General features: G+C 60.3%; 19 protein-coding genes. 8 read left to right on the plus strand and 11 right to left on the minus strand.

Features of this window, described 5'->3' with window-relative positions:
* The first annotated feature begins 159 nt into the window (after positions 1–159).
* A complete protein-coding gene (locus tag NW841_RS03845; RefSeq protein WP_414385466.1) occupies positions 160–1,362 on the plus strand; it encodes a carbohydrate ABC transporter permease in 1,203 nt (400 codons plus the stop codon).
* Positions 1,363–1,434: 72 nt separating this feature from the next.
* Here NW841_RS03845 and NW841_RS03850 read toward each other — a convergent pair whose 3' ends face one another.
* Positions 1,435–1,869 carry a photosystem II biosynthesis protein gene (locus NW841_RS03850; RefSeq protein WP_414366575.1) on the minus strand — a complete coding sequence of 145 codons (435 nt, stop codon included), beginning with the start codon at positions 1,867–1,869 and terminating at the stop codon, positions 1,435–1,437.
* 35 nt (positions 1,870–1,904) lie between these two features.
* Entirely contained in the window at positions 1,905–2,180 is a 276-nt protein-coding gene (rpsO, locus tag NW841_RS03855) for a 30S ribosomal protein S15 (protein ID WP_414366576.1), read from the minus strand.
* A gap of 89 nt (positions 2,181–2,269) precedes the next feature.
* Here rpsO and NW841_RS03860 point away from each other — a divergent pair, with 89 nt between their 5' ends.
* Complete coding sequence (locus NW841_RS03860) at positions 2,270–2,950, plus strand: HEAT repeat domain-containing protein (protein WP_414371228.1); 681 nt, start codon at positions 2,270–2,272, stop codon at positions 2,948–2,950.
* Between the two features lie 51 nt (positions 2,951–3,001).
* Here NW841_RS03860 and apcD read toward each other — a convergent pair whose 3' ends face one another.
* The 4 genes from apcD to NW841_RS03880 form a co-directional block, all read right to left on the minus strand.
* On the minus strand, positions 3,002–3,487 hold the full coding sequence (apcD, locus tag NW841_RS03865; RefSeq protein WP_414371226.1) for an allophycocyanin subunit alpha-B: 486 nt from the start codon (positions 3,485–3,487) through the stop codon (positions 3,002–3,004).
* 182 nt (positions 3,488–3,669) lie between these two features.
* Positions 3,670–4,965: a type IV pilus twitching motility protein PilT gene (locus tag NW841_RS03870; RefSeq protein WP_414385487.1), complete on the minus strand. Its 1,296-nt coding sequence runs from the start codon at positions 4,963–4,965 to the stop codon at positions 3,670–3,672.
* Between the two features lie 307 nt (positions 4,966–5,272).
* Positions 5,273–5,962 carry a GTP cyclohydrolase I FolE gene (gene folE, locus NW841_RS03875; RefSeq protein WP_414335003.1) on the minus strand — a complete coding sequence of 230 codons (690 nt, stop codon included), beginning with the start codon at positions 5,960–5,962 and terminating at the stop codon, positions 5,273–5,275.
* 109 nt (positions 5,963–6,071) lie between these two features.
* Positions 6,072–6,797 carry an SDR family oxidoreductase gene (locus tag NW841_RS03880; RefSeq protein ID WP_414385469.1) on the minus strand — a complete coding sequence of 242 codons (726 nt, stop codon included), beginning with the start codon at positions 6,795–6,797 and terminating at the stop codon, positions 6,072–6,074.
* A gap of 213 nt (positions 6,798–7,010) precedes the next feature.
* On the opposite strand from NW841_RS03880, the gene NW841_RS03885 reads away from it, so the two are divergent.
* The 4 genes from NW841_RS03885 (at position 7,011) to NW841_RS03900 (ending at position 11,314) form a co-directional block, all read left to right on the plus strand.
* Positions 7,011–8,171, plus strand: coding sequence for an ABC transporter ATP-binding protein (locus tag NW841_RS03885; protein WP_414364569.1), 1,161 nt, complete (start codon positions 7,011–7,013; stop codon positions 8,169–8,171).
* Positions 8,172–8,637: 466 nt separating this feature from the next.
* A complete protein-coding gene (locus tag NW841_RS03890; RefSeq protein WP_414364571.1) occupies positions 8,638–9,522 on the plus strand; it encodes a Tic22 family protein in 885 nt (294 codons plus the stop codon).
* Positions 9,523–9,533: 11 nt separating this feature from the next.
* Positions 9,534–10,415, plus strand: coding sequence for a peptide chain release factor N(5)-glutamine methyltransferase (gene prmC / locus NW841_RS03895; RefSeq protein ID WP_414385470.1), 882 nt, complete (start codon positions 9,534–9,536; stop codon positions 10,413–10,415).
* A gap of 128 nt (positions 10,416–10,543) precedes the next feature.
* Positions 10,544–11,314: a sensor histidine kinase gene (locus NW841_RS03900; protein ID WP_414385472.1), complete on the plus strand. Its 771-nt coding sequence runs from the start codon at positions 10,544–10,546 to the stop codon at positions 11,312–11,314.
* A gap of 164 nt (positions 11,315–11,478) precedes the next feature.
* On the opposite strand, the gene psb27 is transcribed toward NW841_RS03900, so the two are convergent.
* Complete coding sequence (psb27, locus tag NW841_RS03905; protein ID WP_414364576.1) at positions 11,479–11,880, minus strand: photosystem II protein Psb27; 402 nt, start codon at positions 11,878–11,880, stop codon at positions 11,479–11,481.
* 71 nt (positions 11,881–11,951) lie between these two features.
* Here psb27 and NW841_RS03910 point away from each other — a divergent pair, with 71 nt between their 5' ends.
* Positions 11,952–12,692 (plus strand): NnrU family protein, encoded by a 741-nt coding sequence (locus tag NW841_RS03910; RefSeq protein WP_414364578.1) that lies wholly within the window; start codon positions 11,952–11,954, stop codon positions 12,690–12,692.
* A gap of 31 nt (positions 12,693–12,723) precedes the next feature.
* Positions 12,724–13,119 (plus strand): thioredoxin family protein, encoded by a 396-nt coding sequence (locus NW841_RS03915; protein WP_414371294.1) that lies wholly within the window; start codon positions 12,724–12,726, stop codon positions 13,117–13,119.
* On the opposite strand, the gene NW841_RS03920 is transcribed toward NW841_RS03915, so the two are convergent.
* The 4 genes from NW841_RS03920 to pip form a co-directional block, all read right to left on the minus strand.
* Positions 13,056–14,642, minus strand: coding sequence for a hydantoinase B/oxoprolinase family protein (locus NW841_RS03920; RefSeq protein ID WP_414385474.1), 1,587 nt, complete (start codon positions 14,640–14,642; stop codon positions 13,056–13,058). The two genes, NW841_RS03915 and NW841_RS03920, sit on opposite strands and share 64 nt — an antisense overlap.
* A gap of 5 nt (positions 14,643–14,647) precedes the next feature.
* On the minus strand, positions 14,648–14,854 hold the full coding sequence (locus NW841_RS03925) for a hypothetical protein (protein ID WP_414385476.1): 207 nt from the start codon (positions 14,852–14,854) through the stop codon (positions 14,648–14,650).
* Positions 14,855–14,986: 132 nt separating this feature from the next.
* On the minus strand, positions 14,987–15,508 hold the full coding sequence (locus NW841_RS03930; protein ID WP_414385478.1) for a PDZ domain-containing protein: 522 nt from the start codon (positions 15,506–15,508) through the stop codon (positions 14,987–14,989).
* Positions 15,509–15,797: 289 nt separating this feature from the next.
* A partial coding sequence (pip, locus tag NW841_RS03935) for a prolyl aminopeptidase (RefSeq protein WP_414385480.1) occupies positions 15,798–16,743 on the minus strand: 946 nt, incomplete at its 5' end.

A 16,743-nucleotide genomic window follows, 5' to 3' on the forward strand; every position in this document is an offset into this window, starting at 1 on the left:
ACGAGGAGGCCAACCGCCTGCTGGCCGAGTACAACTCCCTCTATCAGTAATTGGCCGGTAGCTGGGATGCTGTCGGATTGACGGCGAAATCCGAAGATGGGGAGTGGGCAGCCGCCTGCCCCTTTCTTGGCTTTTGCAAGGTTAGAGGGGAAAGAGAACATGGGGGAATGGATGCAAGTGCTGGTGCCACTGCTGGCAGGGTTGTCAGGGGCCCTCTGGGTGGGATCCCGTTTTCGGCGCATCGAGCGGCCTGTGCTGCTGGGGGCGGCTCTGGGGGGTCTGGCAGGAGGGTTGGGATCCCTGATCTTCATGGTGCCGCTGGATTTTTGCACCTTTGCGCCGGAGCGCAAGGCCATCGACCTCGCTTTTGGCGTGGGGCTGGTGGTGGCGGGCATGGCCATCCCCCTCTGGCCGCTGCTGGCGTGGATCCGCAAGGAACAGGAGCGCCGCCTGGGGATCCCCAGTGCAGCCCCCCAAGAGAGGGGTATCTTCAAGCAGGGGTGGCTGGCCTGGCTGCTCTTGTTGCCCACCTTCACCATTTTGGTGGTGTTTCTCTACTATCCAGGGCTGGATACCCTGCGCCTTTCCACTCTGCTCACCTTTGTGGGTGCACCGCGCAGCCGCTTTGTCTGTGTGGATAACTTTACCGCTCTGCTGACAGATTCCACCTATCTGCGCAGCCTGGGGATTACCTTTGCTATTTCGGCGGCTATCGTGGTGCTAGGGCTGAGCGGATCCCTGTTGATTGCCACGTTGCTCTACCAGCCCATTCGCGGAGCGGCGATCTATCGCATCTTACTGATCTGGCCCTATGCCATTTCGCCAGCAGTGGCCGGCATCATCTTTTTCATCATCTTCAACCCCTTGGGCGGTGTAGCCAACTACTTACTGGGGCTGGTAGGGATCCCACGTTTGAACTGGCTGAGCGATCCCAATTTAGCCCCTTGGGTGGTGATCTTTGCCAGCGTTTGGAAGCAGATGGGCTACAACATTTTGTTTTATTTGGCTGGGCTGCAAAACCTGCCTAAAGATTTGCAGGAGGCGGCTGCCATCGATGGGGCAGGGGCCCTTCGCCGCTTTTTTGCCATCACCCTACCGCTGCTTTCCCCCATCACCTTCTTTTTGGTGATCACCAACATGACCTACGCCTTTTTTGATATTTTTGGCACCATTGATCTGCTGACTGCCGGCGGCCCTTCCGGATCCACCTCGGTGCTGATCTACGAGATCTACAAAATCGGTGTATCGTCGGGCAATTTGGGCAGAGCAGCCGCCCAATCAATTGTGCTCTTCTTAATTGTGGTGGGCCTGACGATCCTGCAATTCCGCACCACCGAGCGTCATGTAACGTATGGAGGATGAGAGTTGAGAGCCCCGCTCCCAGAGGAGAGGGGCTAGGGACGAGGGCTGGCCTTTTTTGAGAGAGAGCAAAATCTAGGACTCGTCGGCGTCCGAAGGCTCAGAAGGGGCAGACAACTCGCGCCACTGCTTGAAAACATTGCCTAGGTTGCGGCGGAACTCGCCAATTCCCAGCAGGGATCCCGGCTCTGGATCCCAAGAAGCCGAGAACACGCCGTAGCTAATACCCAAAAAGCCAAGGCCGAAAAAGGCCAGCGACTCCACCAGGGTAAAGTAAGGTGGCAGAGCCACCACATGGTTGGTTAAGAGATAGTAATTGACAAAAAAGCTGCTCAAGCCAAGGCCAGAAGGGATCCCGGAAAAGACCAAGATCCGCCGCACCATGCGCCGGCTCACCTCCGGAGGGATAACAGCAACCGGCTCTCTTTGGGTCGGCTGCTTCTCCACCTGAGCAGGGGTAGGGCTGGAGCGGCGGCGGGAGGCTTTGGAATAGCGGCTGGACTTGCCCACGAAGGTAGCTCTCCAACAGCGATTTAGCTAGCTGCCTACTTTCTCACGCGGATGTTCAACCGTTCGGCCAGCTCCCGGAAGCGGTCGGGAGAACGTTTGGCAATGTAGTTGAGCAGACGCTTGCGCCGACCGATCATCATCATCAGGCCGCGGCGGGAGTTAAAATCTTTCGGGTTTTTCTGAAGGTGCTGCGAGAGTTGGTTGATACGGCTGGTTAGAAGAGCAACTTGTACCTCCGCAGAACCGGTGTCGGTGTCGTGAAGTCGGTAGGTCTCGATAATCTCCTGCTTTTCTTGCTGCAGTAAGGCCATAAGTTCACAAAAACTGGATGCACTGCCTCAGAATGATAACATCGGCTTTTCGTCCTTTGCTATAGCCGGGTTAGGGGGAGAATAAGGAGATGACGACAACTTCTGGGGATCTGCCGGCCTTGCTGGAGCTGTTGAGCTCTCAGAACTTGGGGGATCGGCTGCGCGCCGTCAACAAAGCCAGAGAGCTCCCCCCGACCGCAGCCTTGACACTGTTGCAGCGAGCTGTAACCGACGAGAATGCCCGCGTCCGCTATGCCGCCATCAGCCAATTGGGCACCCTCTCCGGCGAAGGTGTCGATCCGGCTGCCCTTTTGCCGATTCTGCGACGGTTTTTGCGAGAGGATCCCGAGTTCGATGTGCGGGCTGCCGCCGCCGCCGCCCTGGGGGATCTGAAGCAGCCGCAGGCCCTAGACGATCTGCTAGAAGCCTACCAGCGAGAGACGGAGTGGCTGGTGCGCTTTAGCATTGTCGCCGCCCTGGGCGAGCTGGGTAACCCCGCCGCCTTCGACACCCTAGTGCAGGTTTTGCAGGAAGAAGACGAGCTGCTGACAACAGCCGCCGCCGCTGCCCTGGGAGATCTAGGGGATCCGCGAGCCATCCCCCATCTGGAGCCCCTCATCGATTCGGACGACTGGCAGTTGCGCTACCGCGTCTGCATTGCCCTAGCCCAGCTTGGCACCGAGGCAGCTCGCCCTGGCTTGACCCGCTTGGCTCAGGATCCCCAAGAGCAGGTGGCCGCCCACGCCCGCGCCGCCCTAGCATCTCTGTAGGCAGCCCGCCTCTCGACACTCAGACAGGCTTTGCTCCCCAGCAGATACGAGCTAGCTCATGGCGTTGATGATGTAATCAAAGTAGGGAGCGGCCTCGGCGGCGGAGTCGGGATCCAGCAGGCTGAGGGCTGCTTCCTTCAAGAACACGATCGCATCGATCATACCGGCAATGGGCACGTTGAGGGCATTGTACATCTCCCGCACCCCTATCAGGCCGATGGACTCGATCGGCTCCTTGCTGCCAGCAATGATGCCATAGGTCACCAGACGTAGATACCAGTCGTAGTCCCGCAGGCACTGATTGTAGCGCTTTTCGCCGTAGGCATTGCCGCCGGGTTGTATATATTCGGGTCGCTTGGCAAATAGCCGCTTTTGGGCCTCGTCGATGATGCGCTTTTTATTTTCTGTTAGCACCTGAGCGATTTGCAGACGCCTCTCGCCGCTGCTCATGTAATCTTTGATAGCTTCCAGTTCGCTGACTGAGAGGTAACGCAGTTGGTCATCCGCAGTCTCGATGATCTGGTTGATCACGCTCACGGTAGGGATTCTCCTGTTTTGTAACGCTCTTTCAATTCACTTAATCAAGCCAGCCCAGCAACCCATCCCCCTAGCCAAAGGCTGGCCCAGAAGATGAGAAGACAACTTAGCAAGCTAACTGCTCCCAGTTTAGGATAGGACAGACCTTCCCTCAAGCACCTGGCCCAGCCGGCAGACCGGCTCTAAATCCGGCCCCGCAGCCATTGGGCCATCTCGTTGCGCCGTGGAGCCGCCTCCAGACACACCTCCTCAGTAATCCGTCCCTCCTGGTAGAGCCGAAATAAAGACTGATTCATGGTACACATGCCCTCGTAGGAGCCGTCGGCAATCAGCTCCTCAATCTCGTCCACGGCGCCCCGCTTGATGTAGTCGCGGATAGCATCGGTGTTGCGCATGATCTCGTGGGCCGCCGTCCGCTTACCATCGGTGGTGCGCACCAGCGTCTGGGCAATAATTGCTACTAGAGTCTCCGCTAGTTGCAGACGCATCGGCTCCTGCTCCTCCGGCCGGTAGATCCCCAAGAGACGCTCGATGGTGCGGACGGCACTGTTGGTGTGCAGGGTTCCGAAGACCAAGTGGCCAGTCTGACCAGCCTTCAGAGCCGTATCCACCGTTTCCCGATCCCGCATCTCCCCAATCAGGATGATGTCTGGATCTTCCCGCAGCGAGGCCTTTAGGGCGTTGGCAAACTCCAGAGTGTGGATCCCAACCTCCCGCTGCCGCACCATCGATTTCTTGCTTTGGTGGACGAACTCGATGGGATCCTCAATGGAGATGATGTGCTTGGCGAAGTTGGAGTTGATGTAGTCCACCATCGCCGCCAGAGTCGTGGACTTACCGGAGCCGGTGGGGCCAGTTACCAGAACCAGGCCCTTGTGCTCTTCGGCAATGCGCTTCAACACCTCCGGCGCTCGCAACTGCTCCAAGGTCAAGATCTTGAGCGGGATCAGACGCATCACCATCGCCGGCCCCAGCAGGGAAACAAAGCAGTTGACCCGGCAGCGCACCAGGCCTTCGTACTGGATAGCGGTATCCAGCTCCAGGCACTCCTCAAATTGCCGGATTTGGTTTTCCGGCAGGCTTTCCCGCAGCCAGCCATAGAACATCTCAGTAGTGGTGACCGGGTAGTTACTCAAGACCATTTGCCCCCGATCCCGGAAACGGGGCACCTCTCCCACCCCTAGGTGAATGTCCGAGTAGCCTTTTTCGTAGGCTTCCTGCACCAGTTGGCGCAGCGTCGGGCCAGCGGGGGCAGACTTAGGAGCAGCGGGGGCCACCGGGATCCGTCCAGCAGCCGTTGGTCGAGCCGGCGGCCCAAAAGGCGGAGCAGCCGGACTGGGGCTGGGGGGAGACACCTGAGGCCGGGCGGCAGGAGCTGGAGCGGGCGGTGGCATCTGCGAGGCAGTTGCAGGGCCAGGCATGGGCACTGGCGTCTGAGGCGGAGCGGCAGCCACGCCCGGTGGAACGGGTCGACCCAAGATGGGTTTGGGAGCACTGGTGGCAGGACGCGATCTAAGCCCTTGAGGGGGAGAGGCAGCCAGTACCGGATCCAACTGGGTTGGGGGCTCCACCGGCGGCGTCTGCGCAGCCTCCCGCGCGGGGCGCTGGATATCAGGCGGGGTCGGCGGCTTCCAACCGGAGTCTAAGTCAGTGGGAAATTGGTTCTCAGGGCTGACCTCGCTCATAACAGGCCTCGCTTCTGGCAGGATCTGCGTCGATTTTAAGCTAGTATGCCCAGCTTGAGCAGAGGGTTAGCTTTCTTGCCGGCAAAGCGCTGCGGGATCCTTAAAAGTTGGACGGGTGGCGAATGAGGCTCAAGAACTCCTCCCGCGTGCGGGGATCCTCCTGAAATACTCCTACCATGGAGCTGGTGACCGTCCAAGAGCCGGGCTTTTGCACCCCCCGCATCACCATGCACATGTGGGTAGCCTCAATAACCACTCCCACCCCATAGGGATCCAGCATGGTCATCAAGGCTTCCGCGATCTGGCGGGTAAGACGCTCCTGAACCTGCAGGCGGCGGGAGTACATCTCGACAATGCGGGCAATCTTGCTCAGGCCAACCACTTTTTGGCGGGGGATGTAAGCCACATGGGCCTTGCCGATAAAGGGCAACAGATGGTGCTCACAGAGGCTAAATAGGGTTACGTCCCGCAGCAGCACCATCTCGTCGTGGCCCTCGTCGAAGATGGCGCCGTTGATGAGATCTTCCAGGGACTGCTGATAGCCGCTGGTCAAAAACTTCAGCGCGGCCACCACTCGCTCCGGGGTTTTCTTGAGACCCTCCCGCTGGGGATCTTCCCCAATTCCCCGCAGCAACGTCTCCACTGCGGCCACCATCGCCGGATCCAGGCTTTCTGAGCCCCTGGGCTCTTGCTCTGCCGAGTGGGACAGATCGCGAATAACCCGAGACTTGAGGTTGGCTTTGTCGTTGAGTCGCAATTCGGCACCGGATCCAGGCTTGGCAAGAGTCATAGCAGGATATTCCTTTGGTTGAACGAAGGGTTGAAGGAACTTGTCGAGGGAGACAGGGCCGGGAAACCCTCAAAACTGGGCTAGCAAGGCCACTCCAGGAAGAGCCAGCCTAAAAGGCCCCCGCCGCCGGCATGAGGGTGAGATCTTCCACCACAGCACCCCTGGGCAGGCGAACGATGTGGGCAACCAAGTCCGCCACCCACTCCGGCGAGAGCATTTGGGAACGGTCGAAATCGACCTGAACTGTGTCCCAAAGGGGGGTATCCACAGCTCCGGGACACAGGCTGGTCACCCGAATGCCATGCTGCCGTTCCTCTGCGGCCAGGGCTTGAGAAAAGCCCAGCAGGCCAAACTTGCTGGCGCAGTAGGCCCCCCAATTGGGAAAGGCTCGCTTGCCCGCAATGGAGATAATGTTGACAATCGTGCCGCAGCGCTGCTGGCGCATCCCGGGCAGAACGGCTTGGGCACAGAGAAAAGCTGCCGTCAGGTTCAAGTCGATCACTCGCTGCCAATCGGACAAAGATAAGGTGGCCAAAGGCCCAACCTGGGCTATGCCGGCGTTATTGACCAAGACATCACAAACACCAAATCGATCCAGGAGAGCCTGCAACTGCTGCGGTAGAGCTGTCAAGTCGGCCAAGTCGATGGGAAAAACCTCCGCCTTTCCTCCTTTTGCCTGGATCTCCGCCTGCACTGCCAGCAAATCGGGGTGGGAACGGGCAACCAAAGCAACCGCTATCCCTTCCTCGGCCAGTCTCAGAGCTACCGCTTTGCCGATCCCTCGACTGGCCCCCGTGATCAGGGCACGTTCAGGGAACTTTCTCTCAAAACTCATCCAGAACAGAGACCCTGGAAGGCGCTATCGAGAGCAAGCGCCGCCAAAGTCTGGGAAACTTCGTTAACCAAGTGTAACACTGATTTCTGCCACCCAAAACAAATGGTCGAAGCTGGGATCCCGACCCCTCTCTATCCCGAGCCGACCGGCCTCAACACAACTTGGGGTATGGTAGTCTACTAAAAGTAGTGAAAATCTTTTGCAACAATCGCCATGGCCGAGTTCTTGGTTTCCTCAACGTCCACTGCTGCCCGGGCGGATTCTCCCTACATTCTTCAGGTTGAGGGCATTAGCAAGAGGTTTCCTGGCCAGCGGCAGTGGGTTTTGCAGGAGGTGGAGTTTCGCCTGCCTCAGGGAGACATTCTGGGGATTGTGGGCCCGTCGGGCTGCGGAAAAACCACCCTCTTGCGTACCATTGCCGGTTTTGAGCAGCCAGACAGCGGGCGGATCCTGCTGGGAGGACAGGTTGTGGTTGGGGATGGGCAGTGGATCCCGCCGGAGCGGCGGGGAGTGGGGCTGGTGTTTCAAGATTTTGCCCTGTTTCCGCACTTGGACGTGTTGGCTAATGTGATGTTTGGCCTCCGGTCCACCAACGCGACTGCGGCAGGGGCGCAGCGGAGCCATCACCCTCCCTTGACGGAGTGGCGAGGTACTGCCCAACAGGCGCGGGAACGGGCTTACGAGGTGTTGCGCTTGGTGGGCCTAGAAGGCTACGTCCACCGCTATCCGCACGAGCTCTCGGGCGGTCAGCAGCAGCGAGTGGCTCTGGCCCGGGCTTTGGCCCCCAGGCCCAGCCTGATCCTTTTGGATGAGCCGCTGAGCAACTTGGATGTGCAGGTGCGCTACTACTTGCGGGAAGAAATCCGCAAAATCCTCAAGCAAACCCAGACCTCGGCCATTTTCGTTACCCACGACCAGGAAGAGGCCCTCTCCCTTTCCGATTGGGTGGCGGTGATGCGGGAGGGCCGCATCGAGCAATGGGGATCCCCGGAGGAAGTTTACCGGGAGCCGGCTACCCGTTTTGTGGCAGAATTCATCGCCCAGGCCAACTTTCTGCGCTGTGAGCGGCGGGAGTCTGGTTGGCAAGCTAAGGAGCTGCTGCAGATTCCCTCCCAGTTTCTCCGAGATCAGCCCGATCCCCATCTGCGCGAGGGAGAGTTGATGATCCGGCAGGAGGAGTTACGTCTGCATCCGGATCCGCAAGGGAGAGTTACCATTCGGGATCGTCAGTTTTTGGGGCGGGAGTATCGCTATTGTCTGGTCACAGAGACGGGCAAGGAATTGCACGCCCTGGCGCGGGAAGCTTTGCCCGTGGGCACGCGGGTTCAAGTTACCGTCGAGCAGGGCCGTCTGTTCCCCCTTTCCCAACCTTAGGCAGTAGCGGGCCCCCAGCAAAACCGATCGGGAAGCAAGAGCTTTGCCTAGTGGGAATTGGCCTTCTCAGCCCAGACTCTGCATCCAGAGGATGGAGGGGCGATCTGTATTTGGTGTGGATCCGCTTTGTTGGACTCCGTATATAGTAGGAGGTGATGCGGGATCCCCACCCAAAACAGGGGCTTTACCCCTCGACAGGGGTTGAGCAAATGCTTTAACCTTGCCTTCTAGGGTGGCCCAGGGGCGCTCGTCAAAAAGGGTAGAGGGGGGGTAGTGTCAGCAAGGGCCAGTTCGCCAGGCGCTGTCCCCAAAGTCCCAAGAGTGTGCCGCATCGCTCGCCCGAGCTGTGTTGAGCAAGGCAAGCTTGGTCAGCTCTTCTTGGGCAGAGGCCGTCGGTTAGGGTCTTAGGGATCTGACCCCATAGCAACGAAGACAAGGCGCAAGGCCGGGAGTAGAGATGAAAAGGATGCGCAGTAATGCAGTGCCGCTTTTGGGATCCCTTTGCCGCCGCGCAGCTCAGGCAGGTGGGCGGGCTGTATTCGTAGCAGCAGTTCGCAGCACTCTTCTGCTGGGGGTGGCGGGGGTGATTTGGGGGGGAGTTCCTATTTTTGCTCAAGGGGGGCTCCTCTTGACTCAGGCAGTGGCAGCTCCCATGAGTCGTCAAGAAGTGGCGGAGCGGCTGAATCTGGTGCCGGTTTTTGCCATCGTGTCTCAGAACGGCACCCCTGTGGTCGCCAACGTAGAGCGGGAGGGGCGCACCATCCAGGTGGCTTCTTTTTGGCTGGATCAGAACCAAGCCCAGCAAGCGTTGCAGCAGGTGAAAGCCAAGAACCCTGAGGTGGGTCAGCAGGCCCAGGTGGTGCCCATTCCCTTGGGCTACGCCTACGAAAAGTCGGAAGAAGAGCGGGCCAAGAATAGCGATCTGTACTTTGAGGTGGTGCCCCGGGCTGCTGATGTGGAGGCGGCCAAGCAGGTGCTGAAAGAAACGGGTCAGGAGGTGCCGCCGGAAGTGATCGGCGTGCCGCTGTTCTATGGCCGCTCGGGAGAGGGGCTGCTGACCATCGAGCAGGATGGCCAGGAGGTGGTGCCTTTCTTCTTCGACCGCAACGACCTGAAGGGGGCTTTGGATCGGGCGGCGGCGCAGAACCCAGAGGTGGTCGGCAAAACCCAGATCGAGGTCACTTCCTTGGCCATCGTGGTGGAGCGCATGTTAGCCCCTGACGCCCAGGAGGATGTGCAGAAGATTGCTTTCATCCCCCCGCGCGCGTCGCTGGAGTACGTGCAATCGTTAGTTCGCTCTGCCACTCCTCAGCCCAATTCACCTGCCACTCCCCAGCCTCAGCGGCGTTGACCTAGCTCCTGATGGGATCCCCGCTGGTGCAGCAATTGCTGGCCTGGCGTGCCCAGGCTTTGCGGGCGGCGCAAGCTGCCGGCATCTCTCCTCAGGAAGTGGAACTTTTGCTGAGGGAACGGCTGGGCTGGGGATCGTTGGAGCGCTTGCTGGGTCGGCCCCCGACGGTGCAGGGGGATCCCCTGGCGGAGGTAGAGGAGCTGTGGCGGCGCCGGCTGACAGAGCGCATCCCTCTACAGTACCTGCTGGGAAGGGTAGAGTGGGCGGGTTTGAGCTTGCGGGTAACGCCAGCGGTGTTGATCCCACGCCCGGAGACCGAGCTACTGGTGGAGCAAGCCTCCCTTTGGTTGAGGTCTAACCCGCTGCCGCCGGGATCCCTTTTTGCCGACCTGGGCACCGGTAGTGGGGCAATTGTCATCGCTTTGGCCCAGGGGCATCCCCAGTTGCAGCTTCTGGCGGTGGACGTGAGCCCAGAGGCTTTGGCCGTTGCGGCAGCCAATGTGGCGGACTATCATCTGCAGGAACGGGTGAAGCTGTTGCAGGGATCCTGGTTTGCGCCTTTGGATCCCTGGCGAGGCCGGCTGCGTGGCCTGGTTTCCAACCCGCCCTACATCCCCACTGGAGAGCTGGCCTACCTCATGCCCGAGGTACGGCTACACGAGCCACGACAGGCCCTCGATGGGGGGGAAGATGGGCTGGTGCACTTGCGCCTTTTGATTCAAAAGGCACCGGATTACTTGGCCCCCAACTCCTTTTGGGCGGTGGAGGTGATGCAAGGCCAAGCTCCTTGGGTGGTGGAGCAGTTGCAGGCCAGAGGCGGCTATCAGCAGATCCAAGTCCACAAGGATCTGGCTGGAATTGAGCGGGTGGTCAGCGCCCATTTCGTCGGCTAGAAAGTTGGAAAGAAAAAGGTAGGATCCAGGAGCGCGCTGCTGTCAAATTAGCTAAAACCCAAGGCTCTCCATCCGAACACATCACCAGATCTCCTACCTTTCGTCCAAAGTACCTCTTGAGGAAACCCTTGCCTGCAGCAAAACCCGATCCTCCCTCCCAGCAGGCCGCTGCTGCCGCCGGGCAAGATGCGGTGGACTGGCAGTTTGCGTTTGAGCGCTCGGAGGTGATGCGCGCCTTTCAGCAGGAGCTGCTCGTCAGTATTGGCCACGAGCTGCGCAACCCCCTCAGCAGCCAGATGGGATCCCTGCAGTTGGTGCTGTCCGATCTGTGCGATTCCCGCGAAGAAGAGCGGGAGTACCTGCAAAGTGCCAAAGAAGCGGTGGAGCGCCTGATCAAGTTGCTCGAGGAGTACACTCGCCTGGCTCGCCACGACCTGCCCATTCAACCCTTGCAACCGGAGCCGACCCGACTCCGCCCCCTCCTTCAGGATGTGTACAGCCTAACTCGCCTACAGGCCCAGGATCAGGGCATTCGCTACGAATGGCCGACCCTACAACCGCCTTCTGCCTCTGAGCTGCCCGCCTTCTCGGAGAGCCTTATGGTTTGGGCAGATCGCCACGGTTTGGTGCAGGCCCTGCTGGGGGTGTGTCGCTGGGGTATTCGCACCCTACGCTATGGCTCGATGACTCTGCACCTCTACCCCATCGCAGCAGCAGAGGGGCGCCTTTGCCTAGAGTGGAATCTGGAAGGGCGGTGCCATGTGCCCATCCAAACAAAGGGTTGCGCTGCTTGGCGGGTGAGCGAGCGGCTCCTGAGAGAAATGGGGGGCGATCTGGAGCTTTGCGAAAGCAGCCCCCACCGGGTTGTTATCAAAGTAACCCTGCGCCTTGCCCAGTAAATCTCAGACAAAAGAAGATACCCTTTCCTGCGAGGGAGAACTACTCTTCCTCCTCGCCTTTGGGAAGAGCGCCGTGGACGACCTCGACTTTTGCAGGCCGACAAGAGCTTGGCTGCACTAGGGGCAATTTGCCTGTGACTTGGATCTGGGATATCTAACAAAGCTTAACCTTCGCGGCGCAGGGCCAGCTCAGCGCGATCCAGTTGCATCAGCACCCGCTCCACCTTCTCCGGGTCAAGAGGCCGGTTGGAGGTGCGGTAGTGGGAGGCCACGGTGTTGAACACGGTGCGCAGAGTAGTGAAGGATTGCAGCTTGTCGTAGCGATGGCCATGGTAGCGCCCTGCGAATTCTTGCATAGCCTCCATCACTTCCGCCCGCGCCTCTGCCGGGTTCATCACGGGATCCGCTTCCGAAAGGACGGTGCGCAGCGTCTGAATCAGAGTCATGCTGTCTTCGTAGTACTTGCCGGTGAGACGGGCCGCCTGAGCACTTGCGGTCGTCCAGCCCAGCACCAGGATGACCGAGAGCAACAGGCCGAGAAGGCGTAGAAAAAAAGTTTTCAGCATGGGAAGCTTGCCTTATGTAACTTATCTTTAAGCATAAGTCACGGCGACGCCCCAGAGGAGCTCTTGAAAAGATGCTGTTCCCACTCTTTAGCCACTTACCGCCCGAGCTGGCCCCCTACCGATCCCACGCGATCATGTTGGCCCTGATTTTGGGGTTTGCTTGTGCTCACAGTGGGCTGGCCTACTTGCGCCCCTGGGGAGAAGCTTGGCTGGGATCCCGTCTGTACCGCCTTCTTTTTGCGCTGGTCAGCCTCAGCTTGGCGCCGCTGCTGCTGATCTACTTCTTTAACCATCGCTACGACGGCGTGATCCTTTGGGATCTCCATGCTGTCCCCGGCATTCACACCACCGTTGTTCTTTTGTCGGCGCTCTCGTTTTTCTTTTTGTATCCGGCCACCTTCAATTTGCTGGAGATCGCTGCCATTCAGAAGCCGGAGATCCACCTGTTTGAGAGCGGGATCATCCGCATCACCCGCCACCCTCAAATGGTGGGCCAGGTGATCTGGTGTGTGGCCCATTCCCTTTGGATTGGCTCCAGTTTCATGCTGGTCACTTCCCTGGGGTTGGTGGCCTATCACCTGTTCGCCGTCTGGCACGGGGATCACCGGCTGGAGCGGAAATACGGTCAGGCCTTCCGCGATCTCAAGGCCCGTACTTCTGTGATCCCCGGCTTGGCCATTCTGCAGAAGCGCCAGCAACTGCAACCGCGAGAGTTTCTACGCTGGGCCTACCTGGGAGTGTTCAGCTTCGTAGTGATTCTTTACGCCCTCCACCCGCAAATGATATCTGCAGCCAGCAGAGTTGCCTGGTAGCATGATCCCAAAGAACTTCTTTAGTTTGGGAGTGGCGATCTTGCAAGTTGCACTTGATGCTTTTAATCAAGAACTTTTGACAAGCGATGGATGGGTTTTGGTGGATTTTGGCGCCCCTTGGTGTGGCCTGTGTCGTTTCATTCAGCCGATTACCGATCGCCTCGCCTCCGAGTGGGGAGGGTCGATCAAGGTGCTGCGGGTGAATGTGGACGACAATTTTTGGCTGCCGCGCCGCTATCGGGTGCGCTCGCTACCAACCTTAATTTTGTTTGAGAAAGGTCAAGAAGTGCATAGGTTAGAGCACTTCGCCAGCCGTGATGATGTGCTCCGCCGCTGCGAGCAGTTGTTTCTCGCTCATCTGCGCTATTTGGGCCCGCCAGGCCCCTCTTCTTCCCTAGCTCCCCAGGCACCGCCGCCAGGGGTGTAGAGGGTGAGCACATCGCCGGCTTTTAAGGGGCGGCTGATCTTGCTGGGCAAGGGATCCCCGTTGACGAGGTTGATCCCCACCTGGCCAGGCTCGCCGCCTTCTTCCCCTTGGGGGGCATGGTGACGCCGGTCGGTGAGCAGGGAGAGGGTGCAATCTTGCAAGGTCTGGAGGGAGCGGATCAGCCCCCAGCCGCCCCGCTGGCGGCCATGGCCGCCGGAATCCGGGCGTAGCTCATAGCGCAGCACCCGCAGGGGATACTCCAGCTCCAGAGCTTCGATGGGGGTGTTGAGGGTATTGCTCATGCCCACGTGGACACCGTCCAGGCCCGGTCGCTGCCGGCTGGCTCCTTGGCCGCCCCCCAGGGTTTCGTAGTAGGTGAAGTGGCGGTTGCCCAGCACACAGTTGTTCATGGTGCCCTGCCCCTGGGCAATGGCACGGGATCCGGCCACCGGGGCTAGGGCTTTGAACACCACATCGGCAATGCGCTGCGAAGTTTCTACGTTGCCCGCCACCACCGCCGCCGGAAATTGGGCGTTCACCAGGCAACCAGGCGGGGCCACGATCTCGATGGGATCCTCCAGGCCGACATTGCTGGGCGCGGTGGGATCCAACAGGCAGCGCAGGGCAAAGAGCACTGCCGAGCGGGTCACAGCCAAAGGTGCGTTCAGGTTCCCCGCGGTGGCCGGGGCTGTGCCGGCAAAGTCCACCCGTAGCCTCTCCCCCCTTACCTCAATCTGCACCTGGATGCGGAGCGGCTCGGGCGGATCCCCGTAGCCCTCCAGGTAGTCGCAGGCGGTGTAGATCCCAGCGGGCAGAGCCTGGATCTGGGCCTGCATCCGCCGCCGGCTGTAGGCGATCACCCCGGCAATCAACTGCCAGGTCTCCTCCTCGCCAAAGCGGGCCAGCAGCTCGCGAAACCGGCTCACCCCCACGGCGCTGGCTCCCACCTGGGCCTGCAAATCCCCCTGCCGCTGCTCAGGGTTGCGCACATTGGCCAGGATCAGGCGCAGCAGATCGCCCTGCCAGCACAGCTCCCCCGTCAGGGTCATTTGGGCCAGCCGCAGCGGCGGGATCACCAGCCCCTCCTGCCAGATTTCCGTGGAGTCGGCCGGCATGGAGCCAGGGCGCATCCCCCCAATATCGGCATGGTGAGCCCGGTTCACCGCGTAGGCGCAGACCTGCTCTGGATCCCGCAGGCCGGGGATGGCTGTAACCACCGTGATATCCGGCAGATGGGATCCCCCCTGGTAGGGATCGTTGAGGACGAACACATCACCCGGCCGCGGGCCGGTTGCCACCACTGCCCGCACTGCTTCCGCGAGAGCTCCCAGGTGCACCGGAATGTGGGCCGCCTGGGCAATACAGGCCCCTTGGGCATCGAACAGGGCCGTCGAGCAATCCCGCCGCTCCTTGATGTTGGCCGAGTAAGAACCGCGGATGAGGCGCGCCCCCATCTCCTCGGCGATCCCCGCCAGCGCATTGGCCATCACCTGCAACCGGATGGGATGGGAGACGCTATCCATGCTCCTCACAGCCTGCGCCCCAGCCAAACAGCCACCCTGCGGATCCCTTGCCAAAACTGGAGACGCCGCTGCCAGCGGTCGAGGTTAGTGCGATTCTCCCGCAGCCGATCCCGTAGGCGCAACAACTCAGCCGGCGTGGGAGCCAAAGCCCGCTCAGCTGCTTCCCGCCAGTCGGCCATGGCCCGCTCCGTAATCGAAAGCGCCGATCGCAAGCTCAAGACAGTAGGAATAAGAGCAACCAGAGCAAGAAACAGCAGCCCATTGAAGCTGCAAACCGCCCAAACTGCCCACTCTGTCCCTGATGCAGCAGTCACAGAGAGCTCAGCAAGGGATCCCGACAAAGCTTACTGCTGCTGCAGCATCAAGGGGCGCAACACACGGCCATCGCCGACCACCACCACCGTGGACAATACCTGTCCGCCGCGCCGGAAGGTAATGGGTACCCGCTGGCCCACCGGGGTGTTTTGGATAATTTGCTGGACGTGCTGCACCGAGGTGACCCGCTGCCCGTCCACCCCAATCAAAATATCTCCCTGGGCCAGACCCGCTTGTTGAGCCGGGCCATCCTGGAGCAGACCAACCACCTGTACCCCTTGGATTTGAGGCGCGGGGCCAAACAGGCGACGACTGATGGCGCCTTGAGCTGGCTGTCCATCCACCGTTTCGATGGCAACCCCGATAAAACCGTTGCCTGCGACAGCAGGCGACGCCTGAGCCCCGAAACTGTCAACCTGAACCGTGGGGCTGTAGAAGTTGTAAGCTTCACCCCCAACCGAGTCACAGGGGTAGGCCACAACTGCATCTGCCAGCAGGAGGGAGGCGGGCAGGGCAAGGGCAAGCTTGAACAGAGTGTTCGGTTTCTGCATAGTTCGACCCTGGAAACGGCGAAGAATGACAAGTTGGGATCCGCAAAAGCACTGGGATGGATCGACCAGCCCGCGGGAGACAGCGGAAGTCATCAACCGGGCAGCTTGCACCGCCCTTCCCTCAGTGATAAACCCAAAATCCGCAACTGTCGATAGGTTGGGGCGCTTTCCTGGAAGGTATCCCAGTTTTCAAGGTGTTGCCAACCAGTCCAAAACCGTCTCCCTGCGCCCCAGCCTCTCTCCCGAAGGCTGCAAGTTGAGCTCCTTCCCCAAAGGTGAGCGACAAGACCTAGAGGTCAGCGCAGCGATCCGTGGCCTGCAGCAGGGCAGTGCGGATCCCGGGCTCGGTGATGGAATGGCCGGCATCGGGAATGAGGTGAAACTCTGCCTCTGGCCAGGCCTGGTGCAGCTCCCAGGCGGAAATGGGCGGGCAGACCACGTCGTAGCGTCCCTGGACGATCACAGCCGGCAGATGGCGCAGGCGCTCCACCCCCCTAAGGAGCTGGTCTTCAGGATCCAAAAAACCCCCATGGACGAAGTAGTGGCACTCGATGCGGGCAAAGGCCTCGGCAAAGGTCTCCTGGCCAAAGCGCTCGATGAGCTCAGGGCTGGGGATCAACTTGCTGGTGCTGGCCTCCCAGATGGCCCAGGCGCGGGCCGCTCTCAGCCGCACCTGGGGATCCGGGTCGTTGAGGCGGCGGTGGTAGGCTGCCAGCAGGTCATCCCGCTCTTCGGGGGGGATGGGCTCCAGGTAATGTTCCCAAGCATCGGGGAACAGGTAGCTGGCCCCCGACTGGTAAAACCAGCGGATCTCAAAAGGGCGTAGCAGGAAAATGCCCCGCAAGATAAACCCCAGGCAGGAGTGGGGGTGGGTTTGCCCATAGGCCAAGGCAAGGGCGCTGCCCCAACTGCCCCCAAACACCCACCAGCGCTCAATGCCCAGGTGTTGGCGCAGCTTCTCGATATCGGCCACCAGATCCCAGGTGGTGTTCTCCCGCAGCTCGGCGTAGGGGCGGCTCTTGCCGCAACCACGTTGATCGAATAGCACCACCCGCCAGCGGCTGGGATCAAAGTACTGCCGGTAGAGGGGATCGATCCCACCCCCCGGCCCCCCATGCAAAAACACCACCGCCTTGCCCGCCGGGTTGCCGCACTGCTCGTAGTAGAGGGTGTGCAGGGAAGAGACGGGGAGAAAGCCGTGATCGTAGGGCTCGATGGGCGGGTAGAGATCGCGC

Origin of the sequence: Synechococcus sp. H60.3 (genome assembly GCF_047462295.1) — a bacterium.
GTDB lineage: Bacteria > Cyanobacteriota > Cyanobacteriia > Thermostichales > Thermostichaceae > Thermostichus.

What these genes read in the sequence shown, in the direction of transcription:
- NW841_RS03845 (WP_414385466.1), top strand. Translation starts at nt 160, where the DNA reads ATGGGGGAATGGATGCAAGTGCTGGTGCCACTGCTGGCAGGGTTGTCA.
- rpsO (WP_414366576.1), bottom strand. Translation starts at nt 2,180, where the DNA reads ATGGCCTTACTGCAGCAAGAAAAGCAGGAGATTATCGAGACCTACCGA.
- NW841_RS03860 (WP_414371228.1), top strand. Translation starts at nt 2,270, where the DNA reads ATGACGACAACTTCTGGGGATCTGCCGGCCTTGCTGGAGCTGTTGAGC.
- folE (WP_414335003.1), bottom strand. Translation starts at nt 5,962, where the DNA reads ATGACTCTTGCCAAGCCTGGATCCGGTGCCGAATTGCGACTCAACGAC.
- NW841_RS03880 (WP_414385469.1), bottom strand. Translation starts at nt 6,797, where the DNA reads ATGAGTTTTGAGAGAAAGTTCCCTGAACGTGCCCTGATCACGGGGGCC.
- NW841_RS03885 (WP_414364569.1), top strand. Translation starts at nt 7,011, where the DNA reads ATGGCCGAGTTCTTGGTTTCCTCAACGTCCACTGCTGCCCGGGCGGAT.
- NW841_RS03890 (WP_414364571.1), top strand. Translation starts at nt 8,638, where the DNA reads ATGCGCAGTAATGCAGTGCCGCTTTTGGGATCCCTTTGCCGCCGCGCA.
- prmC (WP_414385470.1), top strand. Translation starts at nt 9,534, where the DNA reads ATGGGATCCCCGCTGGTGCAGCAATTGCTGGCCTGGCGTGCCCAGGCT.
- psb27 (WP_414364576.1), bottom strand. Translation starts at nt 11,880, where the DNA reads ATGCTGAAAACTTTTTTTCTACGCCTTCTCGGCCTGTTGCTCTCGGTC.
- NW841_RS03910 (WP_414364578.1), top strand. Translation starts at nt 11,952, where the DNA reads ATGCTGTTCCCACTCTTTAGCCACTTACCGCCCGAGCTGGCCCCCTAC.
- NW841_RS03920 (WP_414385474.1), bottom strand. Translation starts at nt 14,642, where the DNA reads ATGGATAGCGTCTCCCATCCCATCCGGTTGCAGGTGATGGCCAATGCG.
- NW841_RS03930 (WP_414385478.1), bottom strand. Translation starts at nt 15,508, where the DNA reads ATGCAGAAACCGAACACTCTGTTCAAGCTTGCCCTTGCCCTGCCCGCC.